The sequence below is a fragment of the Bacillus pinisoli genome (assembly GCF_023036475.1).
In the GTDB taxonomy this organism is placed as follows: domain Bacteria; phylum Bacillota; class Bacilli; order Bacillales; family SA4; genus Bacillus_BS; species Bacillus_BS pinisoli.
Genome location: NZ_JAJQKI010000005.1, coordinates 160,120 through 178,611, shown reverse-complemented (window position 1 = coordinate 178,611; position 18,492 = coordinate 160,120). Strand labels below are relative to the sequence as shown.

Annotated in this window: 15 protein-coding genes; 13 read left to right on the top strand and 2 right to left on the bottom strand. The window is 31.4% G+C overall.

Annotation, left to right across the window (positions count from 1 at the left end; translation table 11 throughout):
* Positions 1-246: 246 nt before the first annotated feature.
* Positions 247-1,029 (bottom strand): DUF6843 domain-containing protein, encoded by a 783-nt coding sequence (locus LT143_RS09880; RefSeq protein ID WP_246942809.1) that lies wholly within the window; start codon positions 1,027-1,029, stop codon positions 247-249.
* 701 nt (positions 1,030-1,730) lie between these two features.
* On the opposite strand from LT143_RS09880, the gene LT143_RS09875 reads away from it, so the two are divergent.
* A complete protein-coding gene (locus tag LT143_RS09875) occupies positions 1,731-1,883 on the top strand; it encodes a hypothetical protein (RefSeq protein ID WP_246942808.1) in 153 nt (50 codons plus the stop codon).
* Positions 1,884-2,375: 492 nt separating this feature from the next.
* Here the strand turns inward: LT143_RS09875 and LT143_RS09870 are convergent, their stop codons facing one another.
* Positions 2,376-2,552, bottom strand: coding sequence for a hypothetical protein (locus LT143_RS09870; RefSeq protein WP_246942807.1), 177 nt, complete (start codon positions 2,550-2,552; stop codon positions 2,376-2,378).
* 228 nt (positions 2,553-2,780) lie between these two features.
* Here LT143_RS09870 and galE point away from each other — a divergent pair, with 228 nt between their 5' ends.
* The 12 genes from galE to LT143_RS09810 all read left to right on the top strand — a co-directional run bounded on the left by galE (position 2,781) and on the right by LT143_RS09810 (position 18,482).
* On the top strand, positions 2,781-3,794 hold the full coding sequence (gene galE, locus LT143_RS09865; RefSeq protein ID WP_246942806.1) for a UDP-glucose 4-epimerase GalE: 1,014 nt from the start codon (positions 2,781-2,783) through the stop codon (positions 3,792-3,794).
* A gap of 815 nt (positions 3,795-4,609) precedes the next feature.
* Positions 4,610-4,996, top strand: coding sequence for a hypothetical protein (locus LT143_RS09860; protein ID WP_246942805.1), 387 nt, complete (start codon positions 4,610-4,612; stop codon positions 4,994-4,996).
* 463 nt (positions 4,997-5,459) lie between these two features.
* On the top strand, positions 5,460-6,191 hold the full coding sequence (locus LT143_RS09855; protein WP_246942804.1) for a hypothetical protein: 732 nt from the start codon (positions 5,460-5,462) through the stop codon (positions 6,189-6,191).
* Between the two features lie 149 nt (positions 6,192-6,340).
* Entirely contained in the window at positions 6,341-6,754 is a 414-nt protein-coding gene (locus LT143_RS09850) for a hypothetical protein (protein ID WP_246942803.1), read from the top strand.
* 179 nt (positions 6,755-6,933) lie between these two features.
* Positions 6,934-8,151: an S-layer homology domain-containing protein gene (locus tag LT143_RS09845; RefSeq protein WP_246942802.1), complete on the top strand. Its 1,218-nt coding sequence runs from the start codon at positions 6,934-6,936 to the stop codon at positions 8,149-8,151.
* A 723-nt stretch (positions 8,152-8,874) separates the two neighbouring features.
* Positions 8,875-9,309, top strand: a complete 435-nt coding sequence (locus tag LT143_RS09840) for a hypothetical protein (RefSeq protein WP_246942801.1) — start codon at positions 8,875-8,877, stop codon at positions 9,307-9,309.
* A gap of 701 nt (positions 9,310-10,010) precedes the next feature.
* Positions 10,011-11,237 carry a glycosyltransferase family 4 protein gene (locus LT143_RS09835; protein ID WP_246942800.1) on the top strand — a complete coding sequence of 409 codons (1,227 nt, stop codon included), beginning with the start codon at positions 10,011-10,013 and terminating at the stop codon, positions 11,235-11,237.
* Between the two features lie 73 nt (positions 11,238-11,310).
* Positions 11,311-12,606, top strand: a complete 1,296-nt coding sequence (locus LT143_RS09830; RefSeq protein WP_246942799.1) for a glycosyltransferase — start codon at positions 11,311-11,313, stop codon at positions 12,604-12,606.
* 5 nt (positions 12,607-12,611) lie between these two features.
* Positions 12,612-14,342, top strand: a complete 1,731-nt coding sequence (locus tag LT143_RS09825) for an FkbM family methyltransferase (protein WP_246942871.1) — start codon at positions 12,612-12,614, stop codon at positions 14,340-14,342.
* A 3-nt stretch (positions 14,343-14,345) separates the two neighbouring features.
* Positions 14,346-16,451 carry a CgeB family protein gene (locus LT143_RS09820; protein ID WP_246942798.1) on the top strand — a complete coding sequence of 702 codons (2,106 nt, stop codon included), beginning with the start codon at positions 14,346-14,348 and terminating at the stop codon, positions 16,449-16,451.
* Between the two features lie 14 nt (positions 16,452-16,465).
* Positions 16,466-17,419 (top strand): glycosyltransferase family 4 protein, encoded by a 954-nt coding sequence (locus LT143_RS09815; protein WP_246942797.1) that lies wholly within the window; start codon positions 16,466-16,468, stop codon positions 17,417-17,419.
* 43 nt (positions 17,420-17,462) lie between these two features.
* Positions 17,463-18,482, top strand: coding sequence for a D-glucuronyl C5-epimerase family protein (locus LT143_RS09810; protein WP_246942870.1), 1,020 nt, complete (start codon positions 17,463-17,465; stop codon positions 18,480-18,482).
* Positions 18,483-18,492 lie beyond the last annotated feature (10 nt).

The window sequence follows — 18,492 nt, the reverse complement described above, 5'->3', positions numbered from 1 at the left end:
TTTTTTATTGGTTTATGACTAATGTTGTATCTCATGATCTTTTGAGTTTATATGTCTTAAGAATATTATTACAAGTATTTTGCGACGGTTTAGGATGATTTTCCTTCTCAAGATACTGGCTAACATGCAAAAAATGGCGAGTAGCTAATTTCAGTTATAACGCCATTTTTTTAAAATTATTTTAATAGATTCTTGTGTTAAAAAGCACCAAATTATCAACAATTTCTTTAGTATTAACTATTGGTCTTATTGCACTATATTATAATAAACTTTCAATATTTCATTAATGATTTCATCTTTACGTTCAAAAGACATAGAATTTCCTACCATAAAATCCTCGCTGCATTTTTCTTTCGTCAGGTTGAACCCAGTATATTTAATGTCTATTTCTTTGTTTCCTTCAGTCGTTTGGAACCCAGCTGTACCGAACGAACTGACACAATTGTTACTTATTTGTGTTCGATTACCTTCTTTATCAACATAATAGTATTTATCTGTAACAAGCCCAACATCAAATTCGGGTGTAGAAGTTACAAAATAACCTTGGTCATTAATAAAATGAACTTCAAATCCATCTTCAGTTTGAACTTCTGGAGCCCCTTTGATGTTATAGAATACGAATACCTGTCCTTCGTATTCTTGAGGTATTAAATAAATATCGTTGGTTACTTCGCTATTAGTATGATTAAGGACATAATATAAGGAGATAATTGAAACAATTGCTATGAATAAACTAATCCCTATCTTTATTTTATTGGAGTAATTTACCGTTTTTCCTAGTAGTGTATAAACTAGCGTAGAAATAATTCCTATTATAATTATGAAGGGCAATAGGTAAAGCATATTCCAAAATAAACTCTCTCCAAACGAAAAGTAATATATATTAAGTTTCCTTGCGGATAAAGGGGTGTAATATATGATTGAAAGAATGACAGAAATAAAAAATGATAAAATCGTTGCTGCTAAAATTACTTTTAGAAATCTCTTAATATTTGATAATAGTTTATTCAATATAGCTTTTATCTCCACGTAAATCACCTTCTTCTTTTTAATAATTTGGCAAGTACAGATGAAATAATATCACCATATGGTAGTGATACATATTGGAATAGCAGATACAGCTAAATCCTACAATTAATTTTTAGCTATAAAATTAAAACTAAGAATGACAATATAAAGCAGTTCGATCCTCTGGAGTGAGAAATATATATTCGAAAATGGAAATACTTTATTTGAGACCTATTCCAAAATCATATTATAATTATTTTTCTAGCATTCTCTTTGTTTTGCGTTTTGATGAATCCGATTTAAGAGATTTATCTTCTTCTACATTATCTCCTTAAAAGTAGTAAAAACTGAAATGTTTGTTATTATATAACAAGTATTGTTACAAGTAAACACTATTAACCACTCAGTTAAGGTGTCAGTTGTAGGGATAAAAAATTAAAAGCGCCGAAATAATAATGAAAACATCGTGTTCATATCCCTACCATTTTCTATGTCATTTTAGTCATATATGCACCTAAAAATGAACGGCTTAATAACATACAGTCTTTTTCTTTGTTGGGGTTTCTCAAGATTACTTTGAAGTAGGTAGATTTATTTATTTTACCGATTAAATTATTAAAATCTAGAAAATGTAATTTTTTTACTATTTATGACTAACTTATGGTATTATATCCTTATGAATTTGAACGAAAGAGAAGAATTTAATAATTATGAATAAAATTATGAATAAAACATTAAATAGATTAGAAGGTTTGATAGAGCCAAAGCAGCTGTTAGATTTATTGTTGCTTTCATATGAGAGGGGGGAACAATCCACTTACTTAACAGAAAGAGAATTAGTTGAATTCATAAAAAAAGAACTATTAAAAAAATAAACACTAAAAGTGTCTGGTAGACGCTGTTCACTTTTTTATTTATTAATTTGACAATTCTTTTTTTCGTTTCTCAAGATAATAGTTTATTACATTAGAAAGCGCGGTTAATTGTTCTAATGAATGAACGTCTTGTAGAATATAACGGAGTGTCTTTTTTATAGTCTTTGGTAACATATTAAAATTGTCCACTACTACTCCTCCGGTCTTAATATAATTCCCACCACAAATATAATTAAATAAAGCATCTAGTTTCTTTTAATTATATTTACTTAGCATCTACTATTAATAAATAATTATGTTTAGCATTTACTGGTTAGCATGATAAGCCGTGCAGATACTTTACAGCACAATTCGTTTAAGTATGAATTAATCACACACAATTCTGCGAGTTTGAGTGTGAAATTATTTAAGATGGCTTCATTTGATGTAGTAAGAATTATGTTACCACAATAGGCTGATAAAAGATAAAAGTAAAACCCATACTATGATTCCTTACAAATTTATAAAGCCATAGCACCAACTCTTCAGTTGTTGCTTTGCCTGTTTATAGATAGGATAATATCGGCTATACTCGCTCAATAATACGAGCAGATAATTACTCGCGATGTCACCACCAGATTTTGAGAAAACATTCTCAGCAACTATGATATCCGTGGCCTGAATACTCATACCCAAAGGAACAAAACTCCTACAATCTAGATCTTACCCTACATGATGAGTACCAAATTGAAATATTCTCCCAAGTGTATCTAGTACCTAGTTTAAATATAATTAAAACATATATGATTTAACTAAGTCTAAATTGAAGTATGGAATAACCGAAAATGAGTTCCTTTCATAGATTTCATTAACTATAATCAGACTATAATTATCTTTGGAAAAAAAAGGGGGAATATAATGTCTATATTAGTAACTGGTGGCGCAGGGTATATTGGAAGCCACACTTGTATCGAGCTTTTAAACACGGGTTATGAAATAGTTGTTATAGATAGCTATGTTAATAGTAAGGATGAGTCCCTTAAACGTGTAAAAGAAATCACGGGAAAAGATTTTAAAAGCTATAAGTTAGATTTACTAGATAAGATTGAATTGGAAAAGGTTTTTGTTGAGAATGAGATCGATGCGGTCATTCATTTTGCTGGATTAAAAGCTGTGGGGGAATCAGTAGAAAAACCGATCCTTTATTATCATAATAATATTGCAGGAACACTAATCCTTGCTGAGGTTATGGAAAAATATAATGTACAGAAGTTGGTGTTTAGTTCATCTGCAACTGTGTACGGTATGCCTAAGCGGGTTCCAATTTCTGAGGACTTCATGCTTCATGCAACAAATCCTTATGGTAGAACAAAACTAATGATTGAAGACATACTAAGAGATTTACATGTATCTAACAAAAATTGGAGTATTGCACTCTTACGTTATTTTAATCCAATTGGTGCTCATGAGAGTGGACGAATTGGGGAAGATCCAAACGGTATCCCAAACAATTTGATGCCTTTTATTACTCAGGTAGCTGTAGGTAAATTAAAGGAACTTAGAGTATTTGGTAATGATTATTCAACTGTAGATGGAACAGGAGTAAGAGACTATATCCATGTTGTAGATTTAGCCAAAGGACATCTAAAAGCTCTTAAAAAGGTGATGAAATCAAAAGGTGTCGAAGCCTATAATCTTGGAACTGGAAAAGGCTATAGTGTTCTTGAAATAGTAAAGGCCTTTGAACAGGCTTCTGGTAGACAAGTCCCATACCAAATTATAAATAGACGTCCCGGTGACATTGCGGAATGTTATGCTGACCCAACTAAAGCTAAACAAGAGCTTGGCTGGGAAGCAGAAAAAGGAATTGAAGAGATGTGTGCGGATTCTTGGAGATGGCAATCTGAAAATCCAAATGGTTATGGGGAATAAAATAATTCTCAATTAGAACGAAATGTTAGTATTAGAGATTATTAATCTTAATGCTAACATTTTTCTTTAGAAGACTTTTATCTTTATAGGGAGTAGGTGGGTGGGTCAAAAAAGTTATAAAGTCAATTGCAAAAATAGTGGATTCAGTCCATGATATCATTAAGGGTCTTTCAGTTTTGCTGGGTTTTAACGTTACAGATGACAAGTTCCTTGTGATTGTCTTTGCTGATGCGATAATTGGAATGAATTTATTGATTCTTATTCTCTTTCTGTTTAACTTATGTATAGATTACTGATTTACCAAGGCATCAAAACTAGTAAAATACATATAAGAAAAATAAGGAATCGTAATAACAGAATTTAAAAGCTTCAATAATTAAATACTTACAGACTGGTGTTGGTAGCTAGTTTTCAAATGATGATACAAATTCAGCTCTTTAAAAACGTTACTAAAGGTATGTGTCTCTTCAAAAGTCGAGAATACTAAAGGAATTCCTTAAAGAGAAGTTAGTGTGGTAACTTTCCCAAATTCCTGCAGGATTTATTACGTTAGAAAAGAATAAGGAGATGTGGGAGGAGAAAGGGGTTAGGGAGGATTTTTAATTTACAAGAATTCAAGAGTTATGAAGGTTCAGGTTAGAAGAAATCCCGATGGCATTTTTGCCTACTGAAGGTTAATATAATGAGTGCATTTACTTTTACATTACCTTTTCTGAAAACAAAGTTAAGGGCATTAATTGACTTGTGTGTCTTACGTGAAATATTAATTCCCGAAATAAAAGCAAAATCCAAACGTCTAAGTAAGGAGGTAGGTCATGAGTAAAATCAGTCTAATAATATATTTTTTACTTTTATTTGCTAGCTTAATGGGTTGTCAACAAAATAGTGAGGAGCAACCCAATAATCTACTTAATGGCAAAAAAAAGTATAGTGAAACTAACGAAGTTTATGACATTGAAGGAATTGTGACAGAAATAAATGTTGAACACAAGAGGGTATTACTACAATTAACGCAAAAGGTACAAAAAGATGAGAGCGAAATGTGGATTGAAGTTTTTCAAGACACTACAAATAAAAAAGAGAAAATGAAAAGCTTTAATAATTTGAAACCAGGAGTACAACTAAAAGCCAACCTTACTGATGAATGTTTGGAGTCAAACCCACGGATATGCTTTGCTCAAGAAATTGTAATTGAAAATTAGGTAGTCTTTTTTCAAGAGTGAAAAAGTATATTTAGTAGGTTTTTTTAACTGTTTAATAGGGAGAAAAGGGATAATTAACGTAAGTATACAGGAATATATTAATTTGTTGATTAAGATATCTAAATTTGGCGATTAATCGTATTCATATGCCAAAAAAATTAACCATTTCAACTTCTGTAGTTGGAATTTATTTATAATCAACATAGCCTATATCTCAGGTGGAGACACAAATGTTAGGGAAAGTAATCAAACAGGTTTAGTACCAACTGAAGAGTGTGCTGTCTTTTGAAAAATCGAATGGAGAGAGTTCCATAAAAAGGAAAGAGTTTAGCTTGCAATGATGGGTGGAAAAAAGTAATTAATGTTATTTTGATGGCTGAACGGATAATTAATACGTCCGCTATATTGATTTAAGTAAATTCTTTTTTAAAATAATAGACTAAGTGTCTTTGGAGATGGCGAAATGAAAAAAAGGGTACTTCTTATTTTTTTAGTTTTATTTGTAGGTTTCTTATTTTTTCTTGCACTTCCATATTTATCGGTAATATTATTCTCTCTTTTTGTAGGTTTAGGTGATAATAAGGATGAGCTCCAAACTAAAAAAGAAGTTGAGGTATATTTAGAGGAAAAATATCAAATGGAATTTAATATAGATGTAAAAATTAATAGTTTAGGAGCAGGTACAGAAATCTCAGCCTATCCCACAATAGAATCGTCCTATATCTTTGATGTAGAAAAAATTGCTGATAAAACTTTTGAAGATAATTTTCTTGGAGAGATTTACAAAAGAGAAATTGATTTAGCAGTTGAGGCTTATCCATATCTAAAAGAAAAAGAACATCTTAATATTAAGTTGTTCTTCAATAAAGAAAAATTAAAAGAGAAAAAATTTAATTTTCAAGAATCATTACCTAAGCTGAATAATATACCTATAAATCCAAAATTGGTTGTCTCAGACAAACAAGTTTCTGATGAAATTGATCGAAAAGAAGTAATTAAGACACTTCAAGAAATAATTGAATTTATTAAGCAGGAAAATATTCTTGTCGATGAGATAACAGCTACAGTAACTGTAGAATCCACAGAATTATATTACTATTACCATTATCTTATCCCTGAAAAAGCGTTCTCAAGCTTAACTACTACAGAAGATTTGAGGTTGTTTGAAAAAGTAGAAGTAATAAAGCCTCAATAACTTCTAGTAAGACATCTTTCTATATAATTAACACGAGGCTAAAGAATTTTTATAGGTGAGGATAAGTGTTAATAAGGTAATGTTAGTGGTTTCATTGAAAGATATTATAGAAGCGAAGTATACGTTAAACTTTCAAAAGGAGTAGAATTATGATTAAAAATATTACTAAGCTTTTCATTTTTTATATACTTTCCATTTTATTACTTAGTCCAATGTATGCGATCGTTGGATTTATTGCAGTAATGAGTACAGATTCTGGGGATGATATTACGTTTTTGCCTATTGTTATTTTGGGAATTATAGCCATAACAATTATTCCTCTTTTAGTAAGTTTTAAATTATTCAAAGTTATAAATAAAAAAACCAGTTTCTTAATGTATATTGTCATGGTTTCTATAATATTTTTGTTTGTTTTTATTGCACTTTTTACGAATATTTCTTTTATTAAAATTATATTGCTTTCTCTCGTAGAGTTTATTTTTAGTTATCTTCATTTTATTGAATTCTTGCTTTTGATTACTATTATTACTATTACTTTTATCTTAATTTTAAGAAGGTCGTAAAGGTAACCTTATAATCATTTTATTCTAGAGATGTAGATCAACAGATGTTAAACCTACTCATCTTTTTGGGTAGATTTCACTTTTTTTAAACGCAATAAATCCAGTTTAATTCAGAGAATGTAATTTTTGTGTTAACTCATAATTATTAATATAGTTTACTAGTCGGAGGCTTAATAAGTATGAATAGATATGTTTTATTAAAATTGCTAACTGGTTTTCTAGCAATAAATATATTTCTATATTTTAATTCATTTTTAACGTTTGAGAGTATGAATAAAGTTAGCGCTAATCAACAGTTTAACGATTTAACCAGTACACCTTGGGCTAAAGAAGCAATTTATTATTTAAGTGACCAAGGTATCCTCGGTGGTTATGGAAATGGGAAATTTGGACCAAATGATAAAATAACTCGTGAACAAGCAGCAGCAATTTTAGTAAGGGAACTATATCCTAATGAAAAAAGCACAACCAAATTAACGTATACTGATGTTAAATCAGACAGTCCTTATTACAATGCTCTTGCTGTCGCTAAAGACAATAATATTTTTGGTGGATTTCCGGATGGTACCTTTAGGCCTAAAGAACCGATTACGAGAGCAGCTACTGCGAAAATTATTGCTGTTGCTTATGGGCTCTCCGGAACCGATGCCAATTTCTCTGACTTAGCAAAAGCTTCTTGGGCAACCCAGTACATAAAAGCTTTAGCAACAAACAGAATTACTGCAGGCTATCCAGATGGTACATTTCGACCAAATAACACAATTACAAGGGCTGAGTTTTCGGTTACAGTTGCAAGGGTTTTAGATGACAGCTTTAAACCACCAGGGAAAACTATTAAAATTAATAATCTATTTCAAATGAGGCCAGCTAGTGGATTAACTGCTGAACAACGTTTAAAAGAACATACTGACTCAATGGTGGATTACGAGAATCAGTATTATATAGAGCAACTCAATAGAGAGTTCGGTAAGTACATACAAGGTTCTTTTGATTGGGACTATCGTAACCAAAATAATCGAGCTAATTTCTTAGCATTTAGGGCAGGAAAGTATTGGTATGATAATTCTAGCTTAACAACTGAAGCGTTCTACAACGCAATCTTCAATAAAGTGAAGGAACACCAATTGATTATAACTCCTTCATTTAACTACAATATTCAGGATATCTTTATTCATCCTACTCGTGGAGGATATGTTGTGAGTCAAATCCTAAGCTTAAAGTATACAAGTGCTAATGGTTCTAAGATCGAAGGATGGAATCCTAACACATGGTATTCGGTTCGTTATGAAGTAGAATTTAACTTTAACAGCGCTAGGACAAATTGGCCGATGTGGAACTATGGAGATTACGGTCGATTAACAACGGGTTTTGATTATAGAGTAGGAGACTTTAAATAAACTTTTAATTCTTTTAATAAACTGGTAATTAGAAATTAAGAATAGTTAGGTTTAGATTTGGTTAATAGGTCTCTTGACTAAACTATTTTAATTTAATTGGTCATCATAGACAAGATTCAGTATTTTTAGCACCAACAATTAGTTGGTGCTAAATTATTTTAAAGTTTACATAAGCTAGACTAACTCTGGTATTTAAATCAATACTTTTTGCCTTAGGTATTTTTGTAGGATAGTTATATAATTTATTATAGAATGAGAAGATCATTTATGAGATTAGAAGGAAGAGTTTATTTTAACCATAGCAGTTAATAAATTTATTGTGGGTATCTTGTATCTTGAGTAAAGGAGAGCAAGCTTTTTTTTACAGAACAATTATGTTTAGAAACGTAAGAATTATAAAGTAAATATTGATTATTGCAAAGTATTTATAATAAGTTAAAATCCATTTTAGGATGATCCAGGTAGAAAGGTTCTATGCCAAACTGTCGTTAGAAGTCCAGGTGACATTTCAGTATGTTATGCTAATCAACTAAGGAAAAACTAGAGTTTGGCTGGGAAGCAGAAAAAGATATAGTATTGTGCGCTGATTTTTGGAAATGAAATGTGACCAGAAAATCCAGTTGGTTATGAGGAGAGTTCAAAATATAAAAGTGTTAGTATAAGAGACTAAAGGTCTTAACGCTAAGATTCCTTGTTAGAAGAAATAAGGTGAAGGTGAATGATATGAAAGAAATTATTAGATCTATTGCTAACTTAGTTAACGATACACATGACATTATAATGGAACTATCCTTAACTTTAGGCTTAAATCTAACAGATAAACAACTCCATTTATGGGTTATGGGTATAATAGGAATATTTATCTTCTTTAATGTACAAATTTTATTTAAATTATTGGCAAAATGGAGTATTACGTTAATATCGTTCATATATACATTTACTGTAATAGTAGTGATAGTTTTTACGATAGAAATACAACAGAAAATTACCGGTAGAGGTAACATGGAGTTTGCAGATGCTGTGATTGGGATTTATGGATTCTTAATTTTTTTCTTTTTGTATCTACTGGGTAAGGCATTGGGTTACTTTTCTAAAAAGTTGATTAGAAATAAAAGAGGTGTACCTTTAAATGATCGTAACAGTAAAGAAGTGAATTAATTTTAATCGGATAAGTTATAAGAGGCAGCTCTTTAAGGGTAAATTACATACACGTAAACTCCAAGCTATGCTTGTTTTTGAACAATTCAAGTATAAAAGTTTGGATAGTTTGTGTTTTTTTTTTTTTTGCAGTTAAAAGTTGTTATAAGAGAAGTCCAAGAAAATGTTTATAGATTCTTTTTAATATGGGTAAAATATTGTCGATTTTTGTATTTATTTGAGAGGTATTGTCAAATATCGAAAAAATATTTGAAGGCATTTGTTGAATAATGGCATAATGTAATAATGAGATTAAAAATTATTTTTGGAGTATAATATCAACGCATTATATAAAAGTATTGAAATGACTTTATATTAAAACACTCACATATAAGTTATTTTCTAAAAGTATTAAGATTTTGTTGATTTACAACAATTAACAATCTTAAAATCTTAATTTGTCACTACTATTATTTAAATATTTGGGTACAGAAGAGCATATTCCAAAACTGTCGACAATTGCGGTATTATATTTAAGATTTTAGTGAAAAAGTTTGTCGAATGGTGTCAGATGCATATATTGGTATTAATTATTTGTTATAAATTGTAGAATTGGCAACTAGTTTTCCTTATAATTTAAAAGTAATGCAAATGTCCTATGTTTATTTATAAGGGATAGATAAAGTAAAACCAAATTAATTAAAGTGTTGGTGAAGAGATAGATGTCTAAAAAAATACTGGTTATTACACAAAATTTTTATCCTGAAATTGGTAGTGCTGGAAATCGTATGAAAAATATATTTCAGTTATTAATCGACCAAGGATACGATGTAAAGGTTATAACAACTGAACCAACCTATCCAAATAAAAATATTTATGAGGATCAAGCTTTCTGGGACGACGATTCTATGAACCAACATACGGAGAAAATTATACGAGTTAAGGTTAAAAATAGAAAGTACTCAAGAAGTATAATAAATCGATTGTTTTATTATATAGAGATGGCCATAAAAATGATCTTTTATATCTTATTTAATCGTGGTAATTATGACTATGTATTTGTTACTTCACCACCAATCTTCATAGCAATGGTAGGTTTGTTAGCTAGCGTCCGTTACCGATGTAAATTAATCTTAGATATTCGTGATCTATGGCCGGAATCACTTAAAGGTGTGGGAGTGTTCAATTACCCTTTTATTATATATATTTTTAAGCAAATTGAATTAATTTTATACAAAAAATCCACACAAATTATCGTAAATAGTCGAGGCTTTATCTTGTATATGCAAAATGCTGGAATTTCTCTAAAAAAAATTACGTATATACCAAATGCTGCAAGAGAAAGTGAAGTTGTATCCAAGGACGAAGAAACCTTAGGGTTTAATGTCGTCTATGCAGGCAATATTGGACTTGCTCAAGATGCTAATGTTCTAATGAATTTAGCATACGAACTTAATAAACACGAAATAAATTTAAGTATTATTAGTTATGGTATGAAGAGAAAAGAATTAGTGGATTTTGTAAATGAAAATAAGCTTTCTAACGTCAAAATAATAAAACCGAAAACAAGAAAAGAATGCTTAAATATTATTTCACAACATCAAGTAGGAATAGTGACGTTAAATGAAAGTGAAGTATTCAAAACTGTACTGCCAGGTAAAGTAATTGATTATATGACGTGTCGAGTTCCTATTGTTGCGGCTGTTTCTGGTAATACTAAAGATTTAATAGAGAAAGAACGAGTTGGATTTGTCTCAACAACTCGAGATGCTTCGGAACTATTGGAATTTATTTTAACTTTATACAAATCTCCTAATCTATATAATGAGATTTGTAGTAATTGTACTAGATTTATAAATGAGTATTTTTTATGGGAAAAAAATTGTCATGATTTGATTAATATTATTGAAAATAAGAACTTTAAATTAGAAAAGGCAGAGGTTTTCTAGGAGAGTTAAATTGTTCTCTCTGTCTTTGTGTCCATATTTGGTTAATTATATGCATGGTGGAGTGAAAAATTTAATGAGAAAAAAAGTTTGTATGTTTGTTTGGAATCATTTTACAAATGATGCGAGAGTATTACGTGAATGTACAGCACTATCAGAAGATAAGTATAGTGTTGATCTAATTTGTATTCATGACCCAACCGATCAAGGCCTCCCGAGATTTGAAGAAAGAAACCCAAACTTTAGAGTATATCGAGTAAGAAGATATCCTGTAATATTGGAAGTACTTCAAAAATTTTATCGCTTATGTATAAAAAATAAATTAATTGGCAGCATTGCTCTAGTGCTTTGGTCCGTATCTATGTATAATTCTCCACTTATTACTGGTTTAGTTAGTATAATGGCCTTCTTGATGTTGAAAACAAAATTAAAGGTAATGGTAATAAGAGGTGGTATTTTATTTCGTATGATCTTACATGGACTGAAAAATCACTATGACATATACCATTCCAATGATCTAAATACATTACCTCAGGGTTTTATTTGTGCAAAAATAAGGTTTAAACAAAAGAAACTAGTTTACGATTCGCATGAGGTTCAAACAAGTAGAACGGGCTATGATAGTAAGATTTATGGAATATTGGAAGGTTTTTATATAAAACAAATAGATACGATGATTGTTGAAAATCATACTAGAGCAAAATACAACGAAGACCTATATGGTTTTTATCCAGAAGTAATACACAATTACCCTTTTAAACAAAATAATGAAAATAATAAAGAATTAGCTCCTCTTCATCAACTACTTGGTATAGATAAGGATGAAAAAATTCTATTGTATCAAGGTGGAATTCAAACGGGTCGTGGCTTAGAGAACTTAGTGCAAGCAGCTCCATTTTTCAACGAAGGTACCCTAGTCTTTATCGGTGATGGGAAGATTAAGCCCAAACTCCAAAGAATGGTTAATGAAATGGGTTTAGAAGAGAAAGTTAAGTTCCTATCAAAGGTACCAGTTTTGGAATTACCTAACTACACAAGAAATGCGTACCTTGGCTTTCAAGTCCTGAATAATGTATGTTTTAACCATTATTCAGCCTCTTCCAATAAGTTATTTGAATATATGATGGCTAGTGTACCAGTGGTAGCATGTGATTTCCCTGAAATCAAACGAGTCGTAGAAGGTGAACAAGTTGGATTGTGTATCGATTCACATAATCACGAAGAAATAGCAGAAGCAGTTAACACATTATTAACTAATAAAGAACTGTACCTTACTTGTCAACAAAATACGTTGAGTGCAAGAGATAAATATAATTGGGAAAACGAGAAGATTAATTTACTAAGTATATATAATGAATATGTAGGAGTGTGATTCAAATGCTGGTCACAAAGGATCAATGGATTGAGACAACATTAGAGGATGGAAGTATTTTAAATTCATTCGATGATTATATAGGTAAAATTATTAAAGATAGCAAAAGCTATTACGAGAAGAATGTTCTTGAATTTTTCATTGATTATATTCCGGTATCTGCAGTTATTTATGATTTAGGGGCAAATATCGGAAATCACACTCTATATTTCTCAAAATATACAAATGCAGAGAAAATTTTTGCTTTTGAACCTTCTAAAGAAACTTATAAACTATTAGATGAAAATATTAAACGCAATCAATTAAAGAATGTACAAGCACTTAATCTGGGTGTTGGAAATAAAACAAGCAAAGCGACTTTAGTCGCGAACAAAGAAAATATGGGAGCATCTTTCTTAACTTTAAGTGATGAAGGTGATATTGAAGTAGTTTCATTAGATTCTTTGGATTTACCTTCACCCGATTTTATGAAGATTGATGTAGAAGGCTTTGAATATCAAGTTCTAAGTGGTGCTACAAAATTACTAAAAGAAACAAAACCGGTAATTTGGATTGAGATTTTTGAGGGTAACTATCAAGAAGTGGATAGCTTATTATATTCATTAGGATATATCCAGATTGACCGTTGGTATGAAAATTTTATTTATGTAAATCCAAACGACAGCGATGAATTATTAAGATATGTAAATGGTTTCAAAAAACGTCCTTTACATCGCTTTACAGAACAATCTAAAATAACTAACCGAAAGTATAGAAATGTCACGACTCGTGTTGGTGAATTAAATAAAATGTTAGAGCAATCGAATAATAACTACCAAAAAGTAAAAGAACAAAATGTTGAGTTAAACCAAAAGATTAACGAACTAATGACTCAAAGCCAAGAAACAAAAGAAGAAGAGGCTCTAAAGAAGAATAGTGAGTATCAGCACCAATTAAAATTAGTGAAACTAGAAAACGAACATCTAGGAATCATCTCTGATCTTAAAGTCAAAATTGCTCTTTTAGAAATGGAAAGACGAAATATATTAGCCTTCTTAGGAGGAGAAGGAGATATTATCTCCAATATTCTTAAACTCCAAGCAGAAATTAAAACGCTACAAGAAGATAAGAATTGCTTAAAAGATGAGTATTATGCAAAAAAAGAAGAAGTAAGTACATTGAAATTAAAACTAGAGATTGCGGCTAATACAGAGAAAAAAGACCAAGAGATAACAGATCTAAAATACAAACTTGCTCAAATACAAGAAAGGATTGCTCAAGCAGAGGAGCACAATGTTAACTTAGGTAAACATAAAGCTATATTAACAAAGCGCTTAGAAGAACAATTGGAGCAATTAAAGAACACTGAAAAGATTTTAAAGGACAAGTCTCTACAAATAGATGCTTTGAACGCGCAGATGAGTGCTTCAAAAGCACAAGTAAGCAATTTAACCAATCAGATTGGTGATTTAATGGCTCAGAAGGTAAATCTTGAAAAAGACCTTAGAGATGAAATGATAGATAAGATTAACTTATTAAGCAAAGAAGAAGAGTTTATCCTGAAGCTAGAACATGAAGTGATTAAAAATAAGAAACTAGAACATGAAAAAGAACAAATTAATAAACAGTACAATCAACTAATTAAAAAAAATAATGAATTATTGAAAAAATACAATGCTTTAAGCAGTTCAAAGCTTGGAAAGTTAACCGTTGAATACTGGAAAATTGCTAAAAAGTGGGCAAAAAGGGGGAAGTAACAAATGGAGAAACTATTATCCAGAAGGCTTGAATCCATCGCACACGAAAAAAGCCAATATAAAAAGAAACTTAAAACCATAAGTCCGACAGAGGACTTAACTAAAGTTGCTGTTGAAACATTCCAAATACCTTTAAACAATACATCTCTAACGAAAGAGTTAGAAAGTTCGGATCAAGTAAGGGGAGTCCTATTACATTCTTCCTTAAAGGCTGATGAACATCGTTACGTATACTTTATCAACAATGAGGTCCTTGACTCTCTAATTGGTTACTTTCAACAACATAATAATGAACAATTCACTTTACACTGCCCTGGATATTCTATAGGTTCTTGTCATGTAGAAATACATTTAATATTAATTAAAACTGACGAAACTAGGGTAGTACAGAAGGTGAATTTAGGCGAACAAATTTCTTTTACTGTATTAGAAGATGAAGAAATTAAACAGATTAAATTAACAGCTCGTGTAAAAGATAGCGGAACCATCTATCTTCACAATCCTTACCTTAACGTTGTGAAGCCCAAACAGATAAACAATGCCTTTTCGGTTACGAAGAAACCAAAAAAAATTAAAGACATGAATGTAATTTTTATTGCAGATGAGTTCACGACTCGTTCATTCGACTCTGAATTTAAGGCAATTAAAGTTTCTCCTGGTAACTGGGAGGAAGAATTATCAGGGATGAATCCTGACCTTTTCTTCTGTGAATCAGCTTGGCAAGGAAATAATGGTTTATGGACAAATAAAGTAGGTACTGGCGGACCAAGAGATAATTCAATCGTCTTAGAATTAGTGCAATGGTGCCAAGAGAGAGGCATCCCTACAATTTTCTGGAACAAAGAAGATCCATTTCATTACAATGCATTTGTAGAAACCGCGAAATATTTTGATTATGTATTTACAACTGACGCTAATTCAGTTGCCAAATATAAAGATGATGGTTGTCCGAACGTCTTCACATTCCCGTTTGCTGCTCAGCCTAAATATCACAATCCAATTGAAAAATACAATCGTCAAAATAAGGTCGTGTTTGCAGGTGCATATTATGGAGATAAGTTCCCTGAGCGAACTAGGGCGATGGACAACATGATTGAGATATCAGGTAAGCATGGGATTGATATATATGACCGGAATTATAATAACCCTAGTTCACCTAACCAATTCCCAGAACGTTTCAAACAACATATTGTAGGTACTTTAAAAGGGGATCAGATAGAACGAGCTTACAAGGGATACAAAGTGTCACTAAATGTTAATAGCATTGTGGACTCACCAACGATGTTCTCTCGTAGAGTGTTCGAAATTCTTGCATCCAACACACCAGTTGTCAGCTCAGAATCACTAGGGATTGAAAATCTATTAGGTGATTTAGTAATTGCAACTTCTGACTTTGATAAATTAAAAGAACGTATAGATTTACTTTTCAATGATGAACTTTACTTTAAAAAGATACGACTTCAATCGTTGCGCAAAGTCTTAGAAGAACATAGTTATAAAGTTCGTGTAGAAGAAATGTTTAACAATATGGGCTATCCATTTTTATTAGATGATTTAGCTGTTACAGCTGTAGCGATCGTACGTAGTCATGAAGACTACAAAGAGTTATTGGAACAGTACAATCGTCAAACATTTAAGAATAAGAAGTTGGTTATTTTACTAGATATATTTGATGGTTATCTCGAGATTTTTAATAGAGAGAATAACAAAGATGTTAAAACTTACTTGTTAGATTACATTCATCATTATGATAGCATTAACGATATCATCCAGACAGATTATTTTGCACCATTACATCTAGAGAATTATTATGGACCTAATTATTTAAAGGACATGATTCTGTCTACTCTCTATACCGACGAGACAATCATTGTAAAACAAGAAGGGGAAGAATACACTTATGTTTCTAACGGCAAGTTCGACCTTTCTCTTCTACCGAAAACATCAACAAAATTATTGACTCCAGTTGAGTTTATAAATAATTTGGAAGATAAATTATTTTTTGAGAACTGGTTTAAATATGGACATAAATTTTTTAACATTGATGAGTTCAACATTGTATTAAACTACAAAGATAGAGATTTCGATACTGAAAGCATAAATCTTTAATGGAGGTGGAGATTATGAAGAAGATTGCATTCATTGGACATGACCTCAAATTCATACAACACATTATTGACTCCCTTAAAGATTCCTTTGAAGTTAAGATTGATGAATGGACAGGCCATGAGGCACATAACGTTCAGAAAAGCAAAGAGATTGTTGATTGGGCAGATATCTTATTCTGTGAGTGGGGATTAGGAAATGTTGTTTGGTATCAACAACATAAAAAAGAACATCAAGAGCTTTTTGTACGCCTTCATCGTTTTGAGATGAACACGAAATATCCATCAATGTTCGACTATGAAAAAATTGACAAACTAATTGCGATTTCACCTTATATATTTGAGGAATTTCATAGAGTTGCTAAGGTACCAAGAGAAAAAATGACTGTCATTTACAATGCAGTAGATACTGAGCGGTTTAAAAAACCTAAAAACAAAGATACTGAATTCAACATTGGCATTATTGGAATTGTCCCTAAGTTAAAGAGGATTGATCGTGCTTTAGATATCTTTGAGGAATTATTAGAACATGATCAACGTTACAAACTATTCATTAAAGGAAAGCACCCTAAAGATTTTGGATGGGTTTGGAACGATGTTGAGCAAAGAACCCATTATGAAGAAGCATTCAAACGCATTGACAAGTACAAGGATCGTGTACATTTCGAAGGTTGGGGAGATGTTTCTGAGTGGTTGCAAAATATCGGATTCGTTCTCTCGGTTAGTGATTATGAAAGTTTCCATATGGCCCCAATTGAAGGAATGGCCTCCGGTGCATTTCCGGTGGTGTTAAGAAGAGAAGGAGTTAATACCATCTTTCCAAGTGAATATATTCATGACTCTCTATCTGATGCTGCAAAATATATTAAAAAAGCACGATTTAACAAAAAAACAGTGGAATCATTAAAAGAATTTCCGAAAGAAAATTATGGGCTGGAAAAGGTTTGTGAACAGTTTAAAAGTCTGTTTTAGAGGAGAATGGGCACTACAAAATTAACGAGGGCTGATTACTTTGATGAAAGATGTAAAGATAATTCTTAATAGTAACAATAGATTACTAGAGGGGAAACTTGTCGAAGAAAAGTTATATGTGGAAGCGGAAGAACTTTTCAATGAGCTAAAATGGTATGGCTCATGGGCAAAAGAACCTAATTTATATAAGGTGAAATTCACGAACGCGAAACTAAGAGAGATGAAGGATTATAATCCTCAAACTATATATCTCAACTTTGACAAAATTAGAGTAGAAGACTGGAATGTTGATTTTGGTGAGGATGGGATCCCCATAAATAACTTCAGGTGGGGGAAGCATTACTATCCAATAACTATTGCCCATTATGGACTCCAACATCATGCTTTATTTGTTCTAAATAATGAGATTTCCAATAAAGAGATCTTTTTAAAAGTATCAGATTGGTTCGTGAAGAATCAAACCTCTAAAGGAGGTTGGCCTTCGCTGTTTGAACACATGTATTATAAAGGACGAACACAAGTAATGAAATCACCTTGGCATTCTTCATTAGCACAGGGCTTAATTATTTCATTACTTGTACGAGCCTTTCACACGACGGGCAAAGATATCTATATAAAATCGGCAATGAAAGGATTTAAGTTATATACGATCCCTGTAAAAAAAGGTGGAACCTTTAGAAAGTTCGAGGATAAGTATTGGTTTTACGAAGAATATCCTACGGAACCAGCAAGTTATGTATTGAATGGCTTTATATTTTCATTATTTGGTCTTTATGATTTATCCATGGTAACTCATAATAAATCAGTAAAACGATACTATTCTGAAGGGATTCGGACACTTAAACGAATGCTACCACTCTATGATTTAGGGAACCGAACAGCATATGACTTAACCCATTATACTTCCGATGGAACATTCCCTAATGTCGCCAGATGGGGCTATCATGCAACACATGTTCATCAATTGATGGCGATCAACTCTATCGAAAAAGACCCGAAGATTAAAGAAATTCTTACTAGATGGATAGGGTACATGGACGGAAAGTCAGTTAGAGAAAACTAAACAAGGATAA

Bases quoted from the DNA above. Each gene is read 5' to 3' on its own strand.
- LT143_RS09870 (WP_246942807.1), bottom strand. From the start codon at position 2,552: ATGAGTATTCAGGCCACGGATATCATAGTTGCTGAGAATGTTTTCTCA.
- LT143_RS09810 (WP_246942870.1), top strand. From the start codon at position 17,463: ATGAAAGATGTAAAGATAATTCTTAATAGTAACAATAGATTACTAGAG.
- LT143_RS09820 (WP_246942798.1), top strand. From the start codon at position 14,346: ATGGAGAAACTATTATCCAGAAGGCTTGAATCCATCGCACACGAAAAA.
- LT143_RS09875 (WP_246942808.1), top strand. From the start codon at position 1,731: ATGAATAAAACATTAAATAGATTAGAAGGTTTGATAGAGCCAAAGCAG.
- LT143_RS09815 (WP_246942797.1), top strand. From the start codon at position 16,466: ATGAAGAAGATTGCATTCATTGGACATGACCTCAAATTCATACAACAC.
- LT143_RS09860 (WP_246942805.1), top strand. From the start codon at position 4,610: ATGAGTAAAATCAGTCTAATAATATATTTTTTACTTTTATTTGCTAGC.
- LT143_RS09830 (WP_246942799.1), top strand. From the start codon at position 11,311: ATGAGAAAAAAAGTTTGTATGTTTGTTTGGAATCATTTTACAAATGAT.
- galE (WP_246942806.1), top strand. From the start codon at position 2,781: ATGTCTATATTAGTAACTGGTGGCGCAGGGTATATTGGAAGCCACACT.
- LT143_RS09840 (WP_246942801.1), top strand. From the start codon at position 8,875: ATGAAAGAAATTATTAGATCTATTGCTAACTTAGTTAACGATACACAT.
- LT143_RS09835 (WP_246942800.1), top strand. From the start codon at position 10,011: ATGTCTAAAAAAATACTGGTTATTACACAAAATTTTTATCCTGAAATT.
- LT143_RS09850 (WP_246942803.1), top strand. From the start codon at position 6,341: ATGATTAAAAATATTACTAAGCTTTTCATTTTTTATATACTTTCCATT.
- LT143_RS09855 (WP_246942804.1), top strand. From the start codon at position 5,460: ATGAAAAAAAGGGTACTTCTTATTTTTTTAGTTTTATTTGTAGGTTTC.
- LT143_RS09845 (WP_246942802.1), top strand. From the start codon at position 6,934: ATGAATAGATATGTTTTATTAAAATTGCTAACTGGTTTTCTAGCAATA.
- LT143_RS09825 (WP_246942871.1), top strand. From the start codon at position 12,612: ATGCTGGTCACAAAGGATCAATGGATTGAGACAACATTAGAGGATGGA.